Here is a 15,539-nt window from a genome sequence, read left to right on the forward strand (position 1 = left end):
GTGAACGTAACCGGTGGCTGGTTGACCGGGTCACTCGTACGAGCCGCTTCCGCGACTGGAGGTGATCCTGTGATCGCACACGGTTACGCTCGCGAGATGCACATGAGGCGCACCACACGGCCGACCCGACCCCTCCGTGCGAGCGGCGTGCTGCTGGCCGCCGCGGCGCTGATGCTCTCCGCCTGCTCCTCGGGAAGTTCCACGACGACCGCCGCGACGACCCAGGCGGTGCTCACCGCGCTGCCGAGCGCCACACCGTCGGCGCTGGCGCCGTACTACGGGCAGAAGCTGAACTGGCGCAGTTGCGGGGTCCCCGGATTCGAGTGCGCCACGATGAAGGCGCCGCTCGACTACGCGAAGCCTGGCTCCGGCGACGTGCGGCTGGCGGTCTCCCGCAAGAAGGCCACGGGGCCGGGCAAGCGGCTCGGTTCACTGCTGGTCAATCCGGGAGGGCCGGGCGGATCGGCCGTCGGCTACCTCCAGTCGTACGCCGGGATCGGCTATCCGGCGGACGTCCGTGCCCGCTACGACATGGTGGCGGTCGACCCGCGGGGAGTGGCCCGCAGCGAGCCGGTCGAATGCCTCAACGGGCGCGCGATGGACGCGTACACCCAGACGGACACGACACCGGACGACCGCCGGGAGACGGATCAGCTCGTCGAGGCCTTCAAGAAGTTCGCCGAGGGCTGCGGGGCGCACTCGCCCGAGCTGCTGCGGCACGTCTCCACGGTCGAGGCGGCCCGTGACATGGACATCCTGCGGGCCGTCCTGGGCGACGAGAAGCTGACGTACGTGGGGGCGTCGTACGGGACGCTTCTGGGGGCGACGTACGCGGGCCTGTACCCGGACCGGGTGGGCCGGCTGGTGCTGGACGGCGCGCTGGATCCCTCCCTGGACGCGCGCAAGCTCAACGAGGAGCAGACGGCCGGGTTCGAGACGGCGTTCCAGTCCTTCGCGAAGGACTGCGTGCGGCACAGCGACTGTCCGCTCGGTGACGCGGGTACGAGCCCGGACGAGGTGGGCCGGAACCTGAAGGCGTTCTTCCGGCAACTGGACAAGCGGCCCATCCCGACGGGGGACCCGGACGGCCGCAAGCTCGGGGAGGCGCTGGCGACGACCGGTGTGATCGCGGCGATGTACGACGAGACGGCCTGGCCGCAGCTCCGTGACGCGCTCACGTCCGCGATGAAGAACGACGACGGCGCGGGTCTGCTGGCCCTTTCCGACAGCTACTACGAGCGGGACGCCGACGGCAGGTACGCGAACCTGATGTCCGCCAACGCCGCCGTGAACTGTCTCGACCTGCCGGCGGCCTTCTCCGGCCCGGACCAGGTCGAGCAGTCGCTGCCCGCCTTCGAGAAGGCGTCCCCGGTCTTCGGCGAGGGTCTGGCCTGGGCCTCGCTGAACTGTGCGTACTGGCCGGTCAAGAACACCGGCGAGCCGCACCGCATCGAGGCGAAGGGGGCGGCGCCGATTCTCGTCGTCGGCACCACCCGGGACCCGGCGACCCCGTACCCCTGGGCGCAGTCCCTCGCCTCCCAGCTCTCCTCCGGCAAGCTCCTGACCTACGTCGGCGACGGACACACCGCCTACGGGCGCGGCAGCACCTGCATCGACTCCGCGGTCAACCGCTACCTCCTCCAGGGCACCCCTCCCGAGAAGGGAAAGCGCTGCTCATAGCCCCTCCGAGCCCCTGCGGAACCCCCACACCGGGCCGTGTACGGAGCACCCCCGGAAACTGTGTAGACTTACCGACGTTGCTGATCGCACCATAGGTGTGGACAGCGCGCCGCCTTAGCTCAGATGGCCAGAGCAACGCACTCGTAATGCGTAGGTCTCGGGTTCGAATCCCGAAGGCGGCTCTGTGGAAGCCCCAGGACTCACTCGCCGTGACCTGGGGCTTTTGCTTTTTCCGGATCCGGTGACGGGGCCCGGCGGGCTGGAGAGGGTTCCTGAATCCCTCAGGGCGTTTCCCTTTCTCCTTTCTGCGGCGTGGCGCCCGCGTGATCACGTTCGTCGGGAGCGTCGTACAACCGTCCGGTGCCACGTGGTGTCTGACGCGGCGGAACCGCTGTTCCCAGTTGTTCGCCCGTACGCCTCCGTCGCTTCACCGCAAGGGACTCCCCGTGCCTCGATCCGTTGCCGACCGCGCCCGCCCGCTCCGCAGGACCTCCGCCATGGTCGGTGCCGTCGCCCTGACCGCCCTGGCCCTGGCCGCGGGGCCCGCCTCGGCCGACAACACCCGGCCCGGCCTGGTGCTGGGTCTCTTGAAGCCGGTCACGGGCGTGAAGCCCGGCGGCAGCTTTGAGCTGCCGGGCGCCTTCGCGAACAAGGGCACCGAGACACTCGACAAGGTCTGGCTGACCTACGACTTCAGCCGCGGACTGACGCACCAGGAACTGCCTTCCAACTGTGAACGCTCTCGTGGGGAGAAGCCGGGAGCCCCCGCGGTCCCCGTCGACGAAGAAGGGCTCCCTGGCAAGTACTTCGTGGCCTGCGAGTTCGATCAGGAGGTGAAGCCCGGTGCCGTCTACGCGCCGGAGAAGCCGTTGTCGTTGGATGTCCTCGGCCACGCGCTGTACGAGCACCTTGCGGTGACGATCAGCGACTATGACCCGGTCATGTCCGAGAACGGCCCTGTCGACGACGTGTCCGGGACCGGACCCGCCGTGAAGCTGGTCGAGCTGCCCTCGACCACTCCGCTGGGCGGGATCGGGCCGGCCAAGAACCCCGCCTACGACTATGCCGGTGTGCCGGTGACGGCGGTGAACACGGCGGACTTCCAGGTGGCCGCGCAAGTGACGGACCGCGACAGGCAGTTCGTCACGCTGGAGGCGAAGTTCACCAACGCGGGACCGGCCTGGGTGATGCCGGACAACGGCGAGAGTGGAGCGGTGACCCATGTCCTGGTCAAGATGCCCGCGGGAACGACCGTGACCCTGAAGGCCGATGGCTGCAAGAAGGTCGACGCAGGCAGCTACAGCTGCGTTCCGAGCAGCTACTACTGGGCCAACGAGAACAGCACTTACACCTTCCCGTTCCACCTGCGCATCGTGAAGGCGGTTGCCGGGGCCAAGGGCTCGGTGGCCCTGGAGGCGAAGGAGCGCCCGTTCGACAAGAACAAGAAGAACGACACGGCCGTGTTCCTCCTCGGGACCGACGGCAACGGTTCGACGGGCGGATCCGGTTCGACGGGCGGCACCGGTTCCACGGGCGGATCCGGTTCGACGGGCGGCACCGGTTCCACGGGCGGCGGCTCCGCGGGAGGCACCGGCTCCACGGGTGACTCCGGCTCGACATCCTCCACCGGGGGCTCCTCAACAGCCGGCTCCGGCACCGCGTCCACGGTCGGCTCGGGGTCTGTGGGCGGTTCCGTGGCGGCAGGCTCGGAGAGCTCCTCGGGTACCGGTGGCGGCCTGGCGAACACCGGCGCCGGCTCCACTCTCCCCCTCGCGGGCGTGGCCGCCGCGGTCCTGGCCGCCGGTGCGGGCGGGGTCGTGCTGACCCGCCGACGCGCGGCCCGGCGTTGATAGCCGAACCCCTCCCTTTCAGGTGGCGGCGCGGCCGACTGGTCCGGGGGTGCCACAGGATCTCCAGGATGGTCGGCATGCCCGCCCCTGCCGGCAGGGAGTTGGGTCGGCTCCCTGCCACTCCGATGTGACGTCGGGGGCAGGTACAGGACGACGACGGAATCCAGCCAAACAGGCGCTGTCCCACTTAATTCGGTTTTGGTTCTCGATGATCCCATTACGATCATCGGCGGCCCTGGAAGCACCATGACCAACCAGGGTGAACAACCAAACGGGAGAAATAATGCGCAAGTTGGCAGTCGGCGTGCTCGCCGGCGGGATCTTCGCCCTGAGCGCCGGGACCGCGATGGCGGTCTCGTGGCACACCATTCCGACGCTCACCACGGGGGGCGCGTCCTTCCAGGGCGGTCAGTACGCGTTCTGGCCGTCCGGGCAGAACCACGGTGCCTTCGAGTGGAAGGGCAACCTCAAGGACACCGACGGCGGTGACGGGCACAACGTCTACGTGCAGGTGAGGGTCGAGGGCTACGACTGGAGCCGCTACAACGGCAAGCAGCGGACGTCCGTTCCTCTCGACCAGTTGAACTGGGACGGCGCGGCGCAGTACACCAGCAACGCCTACATACGCGTCTGCCGCGACAAGGGCTCGCTGAACCCTGACAACTGCTCGCCGACGAAGCACTACCAGAGGTAGTCGGCCACTCGGGCAAGACCGCGGGTCCAGGACGTACTCCTGGACCCGCACGCTTCTTTGGGGGAAGCCAACAGCATGTCAGAAATACTTGTTGCCACGGGAGTCGACCTCTCCTACGGCAATCAGCCGGCCGTTCTCGACGCTCATCTCTCGGTGGCCGTCGGAGAAGTCGTGGCGATCACCGGGCAGAGTGGGTCCGGGAAGTCCTCGCTTCTCTACTGTCTCGCCGGAGTTCTTCCCGTCAAGCGCGGTCAGGTGCGGTTCGAAGGGCGGGCGCTCGGGGAGCTCGGCGACGACGAGATCAGCGCGCTTCGGCGGGAACGGTTCGGGTTCGTCTTCCAGTACGGCGAGTTGCTGCCGGAACTCACCGTCGAGGAGAACACGGCCCTGCCGCTGCGACTGGCCGGACAACGCAAGGGCCCCGCCCTCGCGGCGGCCGGCAAGGTGCTCGAACGGCTCGGCCTCGGTGAACTGCGCGAGCGGCGTCCCGGACAGGTCTCCGGCGGGCAGAGCCAGCGCGTCGCGGTCGCGCGTTCCCTGGTGCACCGGCCGGCGATCGTGTTCGCCGACGAGCCCACGGGGTCGCTCGACAGCGCCAACGCCTCGGCCGTCCTCAAGGAGTTCCTGGGCCTGGCCCGGTCACAGGGCACCGCCGTCATCCTGGTGACGCACGACCCGGCCGTCGCCGCCCAGGCCGACACCCGCTACACGATGGCCGACGGAGTCCTGAGCCCACGGGGTGCCGTGTGAGGGAATTCCTGCTCGGTCTGCGCCTGCTGTTCGGGGCGGGACGCGGCAACCGCATACGTTTCTTCCTCATGGCCGCCGGCGGCTCGATCGGCGTCTGCTGTCTCGCCCTCGTCCTCACCGTTCCGGCGATCCTGGACGCGCACGACGGCCGCGACGCCGCCCGTCAGCCCGTCACCTCCGCGAAAGGGCCGGTGGACGGCACCCTCGTCCTGCAACGCGACGACGCCTACGGCTCCCGGTCCTTCACCCGGGTGTTCGTCGCCAAGGGCACCGGGGGCACGCGTGCGGTACCTCCCGGGCTGAGCGAGCTTCCCGCTCCCGGCGAGGTGTTCGTCTCCCCGCGCGTGCACGACCTGCTGCGGTCCGCGCCCGCGGCCAAGGCACTCCTTCCCGGGCACGAGGCGGGCGTGATCGGCCCGGCCGGGCTCGCCCATCCCGACGAGCTCTACGCCTACATCGGGACCGACCGGGCCGCGCTGGCCCACGAGGGCCGGACCCTGAAGGGGTTCGGCTACAGCTACGCGCCGTTCCCGGCCGTCGAGCCGTCCACCCTCACCGACGTGCGGTTCGCCCTGGCCACGCTGGTCCTGCTGCCCCTGGGCATCTTCCTGTCGGTCTGCGCCCGGCTCTCCGCCGCCAGCCGGATGCGCCGCCTCGCGGCACTGCGTCTGCTCGGCCTGAGCGTCAAGGGCATGCAGCGGGTGAACGCCGCCGAGACCGTCGTCGCGGCACTGCTCGGCGCGGTGCTGGGACTCGGCGAGTACTGGCTGCTCAACCAGGTGATGTCCCGGGCCGGTCTGCCGGGGCTGCGGTGGTATCCCGGCGACGGCGCCCTGTCCGTCGCGACGATCGCCGTCTGCCTGGTCGGCTGTCCCGTCCTCGCCTGGCTCGTCAGCCGCAAGAGCGCGCGGGACGCGACCGCGAATCCGCTCGCGGTGCGGCGTACGGCGGTGCCGCGGCCCCCGTCCAAGTGGGTCGGTCTGCTCCTGCTCAGCGGCCTGGGCATCGTCTGCGGCTTCTGTGCCACGGGCCTGGTGGGGCATCCCGCCTCGAGCCTCGGCATCAACGCGCTGCTGGTGGTCGCCGGGGTCGTTCTCACCGGCGTCGGACTGGTGCTGACCCTGCCGCTCCTGTCGTACGCGCTCGCCCGCCGGGTGGCGCGGACCACCGGGTCCCTCACGCTGAACCTGGCGATGCGGCGCAACGAGGCCGAGCCGGGCAGCACGATGCGGGTGGTCACCAGTCTCGTCCTGCTCGTCTACGTAGCCTCGCTGGCCCAGGGTGTTCTCATCCAGCTCGAACAGGTCACCCGGCCGTCCGGAGCGGTACAGGACTACTCCCTGGCCCTGTCGGGGCTCGGCACCCGGGAACAGCGGGACCTGGAGGACGTCTCCGGAGTCCGGGCGCACGGCCTTCTCATGAACTCCTGGGTGGATCTCAACGCCAGCCGCTCGGGCGTCGTTGCGTCCCCGACCACGGCCCTGGTGGCCACCTGCGCCGATCTGCGACGCATGACCGTACGTGTCGAGGGCTGTGCCGACGGCAAGGTGCTGCGGCTGGTGGACCCCAATTCGAGCGTGGGATCCGACATGAAGCCGGGCGAGTCCTTCCCGTTCCGGCTCCGGGACGGCGGCGGGCGGGACAAGCGTCTGAACGTCCCCGTGCCCGCGGACCGGGTCGTCTACAGCGGCTATTCCGGTTCCGCGGTCGGCTCCGCCGAACTCCTCGTCCCGCCGTCCGCCCTCCCCGCTGACGCCCGGCCCCGCGACGCGGAGTTCCTCCTCGCCGGCGGTTCCGACCCCGGTCAGGTGCGTGCCGTTCTCGACGGGATCGCCGCCGTCGCCCCGATCGCGGAGGTCGAGCTGGTCGGACTGAACATCCAGGGGCTGGAGCAGATCTCCGTGGTCGAGACGCTGCTCGCCCTGGGCATGATCATGGGCCTGGTCATCGGGGTGGCCGCGTTCCTCGTGTCCGTCACCGACCGGGCCGTGGAGCGTCGCGCGCAGGTCACCGCCGTGACGCTGATCGGCGCGCGGGCGCGAACCATGCGGGCCGTCCAGTGCGCCCAGGTCGTGCTGCCCCTGGGCCTCGGACTGGTGCTGGCCCTGGTCTCGGGCAAACTCGCCGAGTCCAGCTACCTGATCACCGGCGGCGGCGCGATCCGCTGGGACGTGGCCGGCGTTCCCCTGCTCGTGCTCGCCGCGGCCGGGGTGGTGGCGATGGCGGCGGTGGGGTCGCTGCCCCTGGTGGGCCGCCGTATCGACCCGGAACTCATCCGCCGGGACTGACGGGGCGGCCCCGAGGGACGGGGGGCCGCCCTGATCCCGGGTCGGCCGCACGCAACGGTCTTCGTCGCTTGCCGAGTGGGGCTGTACGAGGGGCTGTCCGGCCATGGGGCCGGCGGCCCCTTCGTCGTCTCAGGCCGCCGACACCCCCGTCCAGCTCACCCCCGACAGTGCCATCCGTTCCACCCGGCGGGCCTGGTTCAGGCCGCCGGCGTCGACGTAGGTGAAGGGGGTGGCGGAGCACAGGCGCAGGAACGTGCGTTTCGCCTCCGTGTCGTCGGAGATCACCTGGATGTCGGGGGCGGCCGGGTCCGGGCATCCGTCGAACGCCTCCCACCACACGTTCTTGAAGGCGCCGACCAGCCGCGCCCCGGGGAACGCCGCGGCGAGGTCCTCGGTGCCGCCGACCGCCCAGGGGCCCACGAAGTCGATGTGCCCGCCGGTGAACGGGTTGGTGACGTCCACCAGGATCTTCCCCCGCAGCCCGGCCCGCCAGGGCCTGAGCTGCTGCACCGCTCCCTGAACGCCGAGGAAGGCGGGGACGATCACCGAGGACCGCGCGACCACCTCCTCGCAACTCCCGCCGGACACGATCGCCCCGCCCCCGCCCCCGCCGCTCACTGTCGCGCGGCTTCCGTCGGCGCCCGGGCCCACGTGTACCTCGTGTCCCGCCCGGGCGAACATCGTCGCCAGGGTGGCGGCGATCGTGCCCGTTCCCAGCACTCCGATCTTCATGGCCTTGCTCCCCCTTCCCCCGTACGCGTCCCCCCGGACGCGGCTCATGTCGTGCGTGTCAGCACCAGGCTGACGTTGTGTCCGCCGAAGCCGAAGGAGTTGGCGAGTGCCGCGTCCCACCGGCCCGTGCGGTTGGTGCCGTTGACCACGTCCAGCCGGACGGCCGGGTCGGGGTCGTCCAGGTTGCGGGTGGCGGGGACCACCCCGTGGTGGAGCGCGAGCAGCGCGGACATGGCGCCGAACGCGCCCGAGGCGCCGAGCATGTGACCGGTCATCGACTTCGTCGCGGTCACCACGGGATGTTCGCCCAGTGCCTTGGCCACCGCCTCGGCCTCGGCGAGGTCGCCGCCGGGGGTCGAGGTGGCGTGGGCGTGCACATGGCCGACGTCGCGGGCTTCCAGTCCCGCGTCGCGCAGCGCCGCCCGCATCGCGAGGACCTGCCCCTCGGTGTCGGACGCCGAGATGTGCCGGGCGCTGGAGCCCACGGCCGCGCCGGCCACCGTGCCGTAGACCCGGGCACCCCGGGCGCGGGCGAACTCGGCGCGTTCGAGGACCATGACCGCGGCGCCCTCGGCCATCACGAAGCCCGAGCGGGCCGCGTCGAACGGCCGGGACACCGCGGCCGGGTCCCCCTCCTGCCGCGACAGCGCCTTCATCTGCGCGAACGCGGCCGTGATGAAGGGATGCAGACTGGCCTCGGTGCCCCCGGCCACCACGACGTCGGCGCGGTCCAGCCGGATCAGGTCCAGGGCCAGCGCGATCGCCTCGGCGCCCGAGGCACAGGCGCTGACCGGGGCGCGGGCCCCCGCCCGCGCCCCCAGATCGATGCTGACCCAGGCCGCCGGTCCGTTCGGCATCAGCATGGGGACGGCGAACGAGGACAGCTTCCGCATGCCCGCCCGCTCGTACAGGTCGTCCTGTCCGAGCGCGCTCAGGATGCCCCCGATCCCGGTGCCGACGACCACGGCGAGGCGTTCCGGTTCCACCGGGGGCCGGCCCGCGTCCTGGAAGGCCTCGCGGGCCGCCGCCACGGCCAGTTGCTCCCCGCGGTCGAGCTTGCGGGCCTGGACCCGGCCGAGTATCTCGACCGGGTCCGCGGTCACCGTCCCGGCGATCCGCACCGGCAGATCCTCGGGCCAGTCCTCGCGCTCCTCGTCCAGGCGCCGTACTCCGGACCGCCCGTCGAGCAGGGCCTGCCACGCGTCGGGCGCGTTCGCGCCGAGCGGTGTCAGGGCGCCCAGCCCGGTCACGACCGCGCCGTGCTCCCGGCCTCCGGCCGACGTCACGTCACGTCCGCCTCTGCGTCGGCGCGGTCGACCGGGCCCCGGAAGGTCAGGGCCACGTTGTGGCCGCCGAACCCGGCGGAGTTCTTCACCGCGACGTTCTGCTCGGGGCCCAGCTTGAGCGGACTGCCGTGCACGACGTCGACCGAGAGGCCCTCGTCGAGGCGGGTGAAGTTGCGGGTCGGCGGCACCAGGCCGTGGTAGAGCGAGAGGATCGTGGTGATCGACTCGATCGCGCCCGCCGCGCCGAGGCTGTGCCCGGTCATCGACTTGTTCGCGGTCAGCGCGGGACCCTGCTCCGCGTCCCCGAACACCGCCCGCACCGCGCGGGCCTCGGACGAGTCGCCGGGTCCGGTCGCCGTGCCGTTGGCGTTGAAGAGCGCGACGTCCGCGGGTGTCACACCCGCGTCCTTCAGCGAGGAGCGGACGGCGGCGACGGTGCCGGTGCCGTTCGGCTCCGGCTGCACGATGTGGTACGCGTCCGACGATATGCCCACGCCGGCGAGCTCGGCGTAGATCCGGGCGCCACGCTCGCGGGCGTGCCGCTCGGACTCGAGGACGAGGATGCCGGCACCCTCGCCCAAGACCATCCCGTCGCGGTCCGCGTCGAACGGGCGGCAGGCGGACGCGGCGTCGTCGACCCGCTGCGACAGCGCCCGCATGGCCGCGAACGAGGACAGGACCAGCGGGTGCAGCGGGGCCTCCGCGCCGCCCGCCACCACGATGTCCGCGTCCCCGGCCCGGATCAGTTCGGCCGCCGTGACCAGCGCCTGGGTGCCGGAGGAGCAGGCGTTCACCGTCGCGTGCACGCCGAGGCGCGCGTTCACCAGCAGGGCGACGGCCGCCGCGGAGCCGTTGCCCATGGACATCGGCACGGTCATGGGGGGTACGCGTCGCCAGCCCCGCGTCTTCAGCGCCTCCCAGCCGTCGATGATCGAGGTCATGTCGCCGAGCGCGGCCGAGACCACCACGGCCACCCGGTGCGGGGCCGTGGGCGCGTCGTCGAGTCCCGCGTCGGCCCACGCCTCCGCCGCGGCCTTCACCGCGAACTGGGCGGAGCGGCTCAGCCGCCGGCGCTGCTGGTGCTCCAGGCCGAGACCGGGGTCCGCCTTCGACCGGCCGCCGAGCAGCGGCGGAAGGTCCTTGGCCCAGGACTCCTCGTCCAGCAGACCTAAGCCGCTCTCACCGCGCAGCATGGCGTCCCAGGTGCCGGCCACGTCCTCGCCGAGCGCGGTGATCTCCCCGAGCCCGGTGACGACGACCTTCGTGGCTTCGTCCTCACGGGCCTTGTCCCGACGGGCGCCGTCCTGGTGCGCCGCGTTCTGGCGGGCGTCGTCCTGATGTGTGTTCATCGGTTGCGTGCTCCCTGTCCGAGCTGTGCCGCGAGCTTTCCGGAGTCCTTCTTCACCGAGTTGACGAGCACCTTCCGGAGCAGGGTCTTCGGCATGATCCCGAAGTAGTCCCCGGGTTCCACCTCGAACGTCCAGTGCACGGTGGTGGTCCCGTCCTCGTTCTCTTCGTAGTCGTAGGTGCCGACGTAGTGGAAAGGACCGTCGAGGGTGTGGAACTTCGAGCGCCGGCCCGGCTCGAACTCGCTGATCTCGACGGTGAATTCCATCCGCTTGCCGATGAGCTGGAAGGTGATCTCGTAGCGGCCGCCGGGCCGCGGCTCCCCGTCGAGCAGCTTCACGTCCACGCACGCCGCCTGCCAGACGGGGTCCTGCGCGGGGTCGGAGATCTGCGCGAACGCCTCCTTGGGCGTCACCGGGAGGCGGAACGCGTACTCGGCCTTGACCGTTTCAGTGGTCGCCATCGTCGGTGGCTCCTTCCATGTGGGGTGCGATCGCCCGTGCGGCGGTCTCGGCGTGCGGCGGATACATCACCGAGTTGTGGTCCCCGGGGACGTCCATGACGTTCAGTGATCCCTTGATCAGGGCCTCCCAGCCGAGCTTGGGCCCGTACTCGGCGGGCTCGTCGGCCGCGCGCAGCAGGACCAGGTCCAGCTCGGCGGGCTCGGGCAGGTAGGTCTGCAGGGCGATGCCGTTGGCGAGGTAGGCCTCGAAGTAGCGCAGGATCTGCGCGCGGTCGGCGTCCTCGGCGAGGACGCCGATGGCGGCGGCCCGTTCGAGGATGTGGTCGAACGCGGCGTCACCGCCGAGGGCCCGCAGATGGTCCGCGGGGATGTCGAGCGTCTTCCCGGCGGGCACGGCGAGGTCCCGGGCGAACCAGGAGAGGATCGTCGAGTCGTCCGCGGACTCCGGGATGTTCTCCTCGATCGGCGCCCGGCTGTCGATGCCGATCAGGAACTCGATCTCCTCGCCCTCGGCACGGAGTTGGCAGGCCACCTCGTAGCCGATGACTCCGCCGAAGCACCAGCCGCCGAGGGCGTACGGGCCGGCCGGCTGGATCTCCCTGAGGTACGCGATGTAGCGGGTGGCCATCGCCTCCACGCTGATCTCCGCCTCGCCCTCGTTCTGGATGCCGGGGGCCTCGATGGCCAGGACCGGCCTGCCCGGCGGGAGGTGGTGGGTCAGCTCGACGTAGCAGAACACGGTGCCGCCGAAGGGGTGGAACAGGAAGACGGGCCGCTCGCCCGCCGTTCCCTCGCGCAGGGTGACGACCGGGGTGCGCGAGGTCCCCTGGCCGCCGGACCGCACGATGGCGGCCAGTTCGGCGATGGTGCCCTGGCGCAGCATGTCGGAGATCGGGACGTCCACGTCCCACTCGGTGCGGATGGCCGCGCTGAGCCGGACGGCGAGCAGCGAGTGGCCCCCCACGTCGAAGAAGTTGTCGTGGATGCCGACCTGGGAGATCCCGAGGATCTCGGTCCACATCCGCGCCAGGACGATCTCCGTGGCGTCGCGCGGCTGCTCGAATCCGGCGCCCGGAGTGACGACGGGCTCCGGCAGCCGGTTCCGGTCGATCTTCTTGTTGGCGGTCAGGGGCAGTTCGTCGAGGACCATGACGATGCCGGGCACCATGTACGGCGGGAGCGACACCGAGGCGGCCGACTTGACGTCCGCCGTCCGCAGCTCGGTCCCGGGCTCGGCGACCAGATAGGCGACGAGCCGGTCGTCGCGGACCACGACGACGGCCGCGGAGACGCCGTCCACCGCTCCGAGGACGGCCTCGACCTCGGAGAGCTCGATGCGGTAGCCGCGCAGCTTGACCTGGTTGTCCAGGCGGCCGTGGTGCAGCAGCCGGCCGTCGCTCGTCCAGCGGGCCCGGTCACCGGTGCGGTAGAGACGCCGGTCGGGGGCGGCGGGCAGTCCGGTGACGAACCGCTCCGCGGTCAGCTCCGGACGGTCCCAGTAGCCGAGGGCGAGGCCGTCGCCGCCGATCCACAGCTCGCCGGGCACGCCCGGCTCGACGCCACGGCCCTGCGGGTCGAGGACGTGGAGCTGGGTGTTGGCGAGGGGCGCGCCGATGTCGATGCCGGAGGAGGGCTCCACCCGGCCGGAGGTTGACCACACGGTCGTCTCGGTCGGCCCGTACACGTTGCGCAGGCTCGCGACCCGCTCGGCCAGGAACTCGGCCAGGTCCAGCGGGAGTTCCTCTCCGCCGCACAGGACGTTGAGGCGGGCCTCGCCCTTCCAGCCGGCGTCGCGCAGCATGCGCCAGGAGGTGGGGGTGGCCTGCATCCAGGTGGCGCCGGAGTTCTCGATGCGGGCCGCGAGGGCGGCGCCGTCGCCGGCGGTCGTGCTGTCGCACACGATGACCCGGCCACCGGCGACCAGGGGCATGTACAGCTCCAGGCCGGCGATGTCGAAGGAGATCGTGGTGACGGCGAGGAGGCTGTCCGACGCGGTGAATCCGGTGTCGTCCCGCATCGCGAGGAGCAGGTTCGTCAGAGCGCGATGGGGGATCGCCACACCCTTGGGGCGTCCGGTGGAGCCCGAGGTGTAGAGGATGTACGCCAGGTCGGAGGGACCGGCCGCGGGATCGGAGGCGGTGGCGACCGCCGCGGCCCCGCCGTCGGCCTCCGCCGCCGCTTGTCCCGCACCGGCCCCGTCCGCACCGGCCCCGTCCGCACCGGCCCCGTCCGTGCCGACGCCGTGCACCCCCGCGGCCAGGTCGTCCAGTTCCAGTACCGGCAGGCCGGGCAGGCGGCTGTCGCGCAGGTCGCTCTGGCTGATCAGGAGCCGGGCACGGGAGTCCTCGGCCATGTACGTCAGCCGCTCGACGGGGAGCTTCGGGTCGAGCGGGACGTACGCGGCGCCCACGTCCAGTACCGCGAGCAGCGAGGCCACGAGCGGTGCGCCGCGCTCGGCCATGACCGCGATCCGGTCGCCCGGCGCGACGCCGGCCGTCCGCAGGGCGGTCGCGGTCCGCTCGACCTCGTCCAGGAGCCGCGCGTAGCTCCACTCCTCGCCGTCGGCGGTCAGCGCGCCCGCGTCGGGCGTCCGCGCGGCCCGGTCCCGGAAGAGCTCCGGCAGCCGGGCCTCCGGGATCTCCCGCTCGGGTCCGGTGCCCCAGGCGGCGAGCCGGGCCCGCTGCCGCTCGTCGCCGCGCACCAGGTCGCGCAGGGGCTCGTCCGGGCGGGTGACCAGGCTCTCCACCGTGGTGACGAAGGTGGCGGCGAGTTCCCGGGCGGTGCCCGCGCCGAAGATGTCCGTGTTGTAGCGCAGGACACCCGCGAAGGCCCCGTCGCGTTCCGCGCCCATCTCGATCCACAGATCGGTCTGGCCCTCCTGCTGCGGCAGCGGGTACGGCCGCAGGGTGGCGCCGGCGACGTCCAGCTCGCCGCCGGGGCCCGGCTCCAGCAGGAAGAACGCGTCCATGTCGGAGAGGAACGGCAGCCGGTCCCAGGCGAAGCCCGCCTGGTACAGCGGGGTGCGGCTCGGGTCCCGCGGCGGGGCGAGTTCCCGTACCAGCCAGGGGAAGGGCAGTTCCTGCGCCCGCATGGCTTCGAGCACCCGCTCGCGCGAGGCCGTGAGCAGCCGGCGGTACGTCGACTCCTCGTCGACCTCGCCCCGTACGACGACGGTGTTGACGAAGTTGCCGAGGGCGTCGCGGAACCTGCGGTGCAGCCGGCCCGAGGTCGGGGTGCCGACGACGATGTCCGACTGGCCGCTCAGCCGGCTCAGCAGCACGAAGTACGCCGACAGCAGCACGGTGTACGGCGTCGCGGAGGTCTCCCGCGCCAGTCGGCGTACCGCTTCGGTCGTGGCGGCGGACAGCGCGAACGGGGCCGAGCCGCCGTCGTAGGACGGCGCGGGCGGGCGCGGCCGGTCGCCGTACAGGTCCAGATGGGTCGGCGCGTCGCCCAGCCGCTTCTCCTCGCCGTCGCGCAGCGTCCGCGCCTTCTCGCCGGCCAGGAAGGACTGCTGCTGGTCGGCGTACGCGGCGAAGGCGGCGCCGTCGAGGGCGAACCGGCCCGGCGTCCCCTCCAGGCGGCTGCGGACCTCGGAGAGGAGCAGCGCCAGTGACCAGAAGTCGGCCGCGATGTGATGCATCACGAGGGTGAACACCCAGGTGTGCTCGCCGGTGCGGTAGAGGTGCACGCGCCACAGCGGCGGCCGGGACAGGTCGAACGGGGTCCGGCTGTCGGTCCGGACGAGGTCCCGCAGCTCCTGCGGGTCCGTCCCCCGTGCGTCGGTGAGGCGGATGTCGAGCGGCACGGCGTCCCGCACGAACTGCTCGGGGCCCTCCGGGCCGGCCCGGAAGCCGGTCCGGAGGGCGTCGTGCTCACGGGTCAGGCCGTCGAGGACGTCCCGGGCCCGGACGCCGAGTTCGGCGTCGGCGGTGACCTCGGCGCCGAACACGATGTGGTACGCGGAGCACCCCGGGTCGGTCTCGTGGATGAACCACAGGCCGGCCTGCTGGGCGTTGACGGGACGCACGGAGTCGACCGGATCTGCCGGAGCCGTGGAGCCTGCCGGAGCCGTCGTGTCGGCCGTCGTGTCGGCCGTAGTCGTCGGAGGCGCTGTCGTCATCGCGTGCCGTCCATGGCGGCGGAGACGGGCTGGTTGTTCATCAGCTTCCACAGGGCCTCGGACAGGGTGTCCACCGTCGGGTGGTCCCAGAGCAGGTCCACGGGCAGGTCGGAGAGGCCGCAGACGTCCTCGATCTCCATGCCGACGGTCAGCGCCGCCATGGAGTCCAGGCCGTAGTCGGTGAAGGGCCGGTCGGTCTCCAGCTCGGCGGCCGGGACTCCCGCCTCGGTGGCCACGGCCTCGAGGAGGACCCTCTTGACTTCTTCGATCGTCATGTCGGTCGTGCTCATCGCAGTTCGATACCTTCCGGTGTTCGGTGGTGGTGG

Annotated in this window: 11 protein-coding genes and 1 tRNA gene; 6 read left to right on the forward strand and 6 right to left on the reverse strand. The window is 71.7% G+C overall.

The genetic code is table 11. From position 1 onward, the window contains the following. Positions 1-96 precede the first annotated feature (96 nt). From ACFRIC_RS13510 to ACFRIC_RS13535, 6 genes are all read left to right on the forward strand, one after another. On the forward strand, positions 97-1,680 hold the full coding sequence (locus ACFRIC_RS13510; RefSeq protein ID WP_382783956.1) for an alpha/beta hydrolase: 1,584 nt from the start codon (positions 97-99) through the stop codon (positions 1,678-1,680). A gap of 108 nt (positions 1,681-1,788) precedes the next feature. After that, positions 1,789-1,862, forward strand: a tRNA-Thr gene (locus tag ACFRIC_RS13515). A gap of 264 nt (positions 1,863-2,126) precedes the next feature. Further along, positions 2,127-3,530: a hypothetical protein gene (locus ACFRIC_RS13520; protein ID WP_382783958.1), complete on the forward strand. Its 1,404-nt coding sequence runs from the start codon at positions 2,127-2,129 to the stop codon at positions 3,528-3,530. A 283-nt stretch (positions 3,531-3,813) separates the two neighbouring features. Further along, positions 3,814-4,224, forward strand: coding sequence for a hypothetical protein (locus ACFRIC_RS13525; protein WP_382783961.1), 411 nt, complete (start codon positions 3,814-3,816; stop codon positions 4,222-4,224). Between the two features lie 75 nt (positions 4,225-4,299). Beyond that, entirely contained in the window at positions 4,300-4,974 is a 675-nt protein-coding gene (locus tag ACFRIC_RS13530; RefSeq protein ID WP_382783964.1) for an ABC transporter ATP-binding protein, read from the forward strand. Then, positions 4,971-7,262 carry an FtsX-like permease family protein gene (locus ACFRIC_RS13535; protein ID WP_382783967.1) on the forward strand — a complete coding sequence of 764 codons (2,292 nt, stop codon included), beginning with the start codon at positions 4,971-4,973 and terminating at the stop codon, positions 7,260-7,262. Before ACFRIC_RS13530 ends, ACFRIC_RS13535 begins: the two co-directional genes overlap by 4 nt. Before the next feature lie 129 nt (positions 7,263-7,391). Here ACFRIC_RS13535 and ACFRIC_RS13540 read toward each other — a convergent pair whose 3' ends face one another. The 6 genes from ACFRIC_RS13540 to ACFRIC_RS13565 are packed head-to-tail and all read right to left on the reverse strand — an operon-like array spanning position 7,392 to position 15,503. Then, positions 7,392-7,994 (reverse strand): NADPH-dependent F420 reductase, encoded by a 603-nt coding sequence (locus tag ACFRIC_RS13540; RefSeq protein WP_382783969.1) that lies wholly within the window; start codon positions 7,992-7,994, stop codon positions 7,392-7,394. Between the two features lie 44 nt (positions 7,995-8,038). Continuing rightward, positions 8,039-9,280 carry a beta-ketoacyl-[acyl-carrier-protein] synthase family protein gene (locus tag ACFRIC_RS13545; RefSeq protein WP_382783972.1) on the reverse strand — a complete coding sequence of 414 codons (1,242 nt, stop codon included), beginning with the start codon at positions 9,278-9,280 and terminating at the stop codon, positions 8,039-8,041. After that, positions 9,277-10,629, reverse strand: a complete 1,353-nt coding sequence (locus ACFRIC_RS13550; protein WP_382783974.1) for a beta-ketoacyl-[acyl-carrier-protein] synthase family protein — start codon at positions 10,627-10,629, stop codon at positions 9,277-9,279. Before ACFRIC_RS13550 ends, ACFRIC_RS13545 begins: the two co-directional genes overlap by 4 nt. Continuing rightward, positions 10,626-11,090 carry an SRPBCC family protein gene (locus ACFRIC_RS13555; RefSeq protein WP_382783977.1) on the reverse strand — a complete coding sequence of 155 codons (465 nt, stop codon included), beginning with the start codon at positions 11,088-11,090 and terminating at the stop codon, positions 10,626-10,628. The genes ACFRIC_RS13550 and ACFRIC_RS13555 overlap by 4 nt, the downstream gene beginning before the upstream one ends. Next, on the reverse strand, positions 11,077-15,213 hold the full coding sequence (locus tag ACFRIC_RS13560) for an amino acid adenylation domain-containing protein (RefSeq protein WP_382783980.1): 4,137 nt from the start codon (positions 15,211-15,213) through the stop codon (positions 11,077-11,079). The genes ACFRIC_RS13555 and ACFRIC_RS13560 overlap by 14 nt, the downstream gene beginning before the upstream one ends. Beyond that, positions 15,210-15,503: an acyl carrier protein gene (locus tag ACFRIC_RS13565; protein WP_382783982.1), complete on the reverse strand. Its 294-nt coding sequence runs from the start codon at positions 15,501-15,503 to the stop codon at positions 15,210-15,212. The genes ACFRIC_RS13560 and ACFRIC_RS13565 overlap by 4 nt, the downstream gene beginning before the upstream one ends. Positions 15,504-15,539 lie beyond the last annotated feature (36 nt).

The organism is Streptomyces sp. NPDC056738 (assembly GCF_042790435.1).
In the GTDB taxonomy this organism is placed as follows: Bacteria; Actinomycetota; Actinomycetes; order Streptomycetales; family Streptomycetaceae; genus Streptomyces.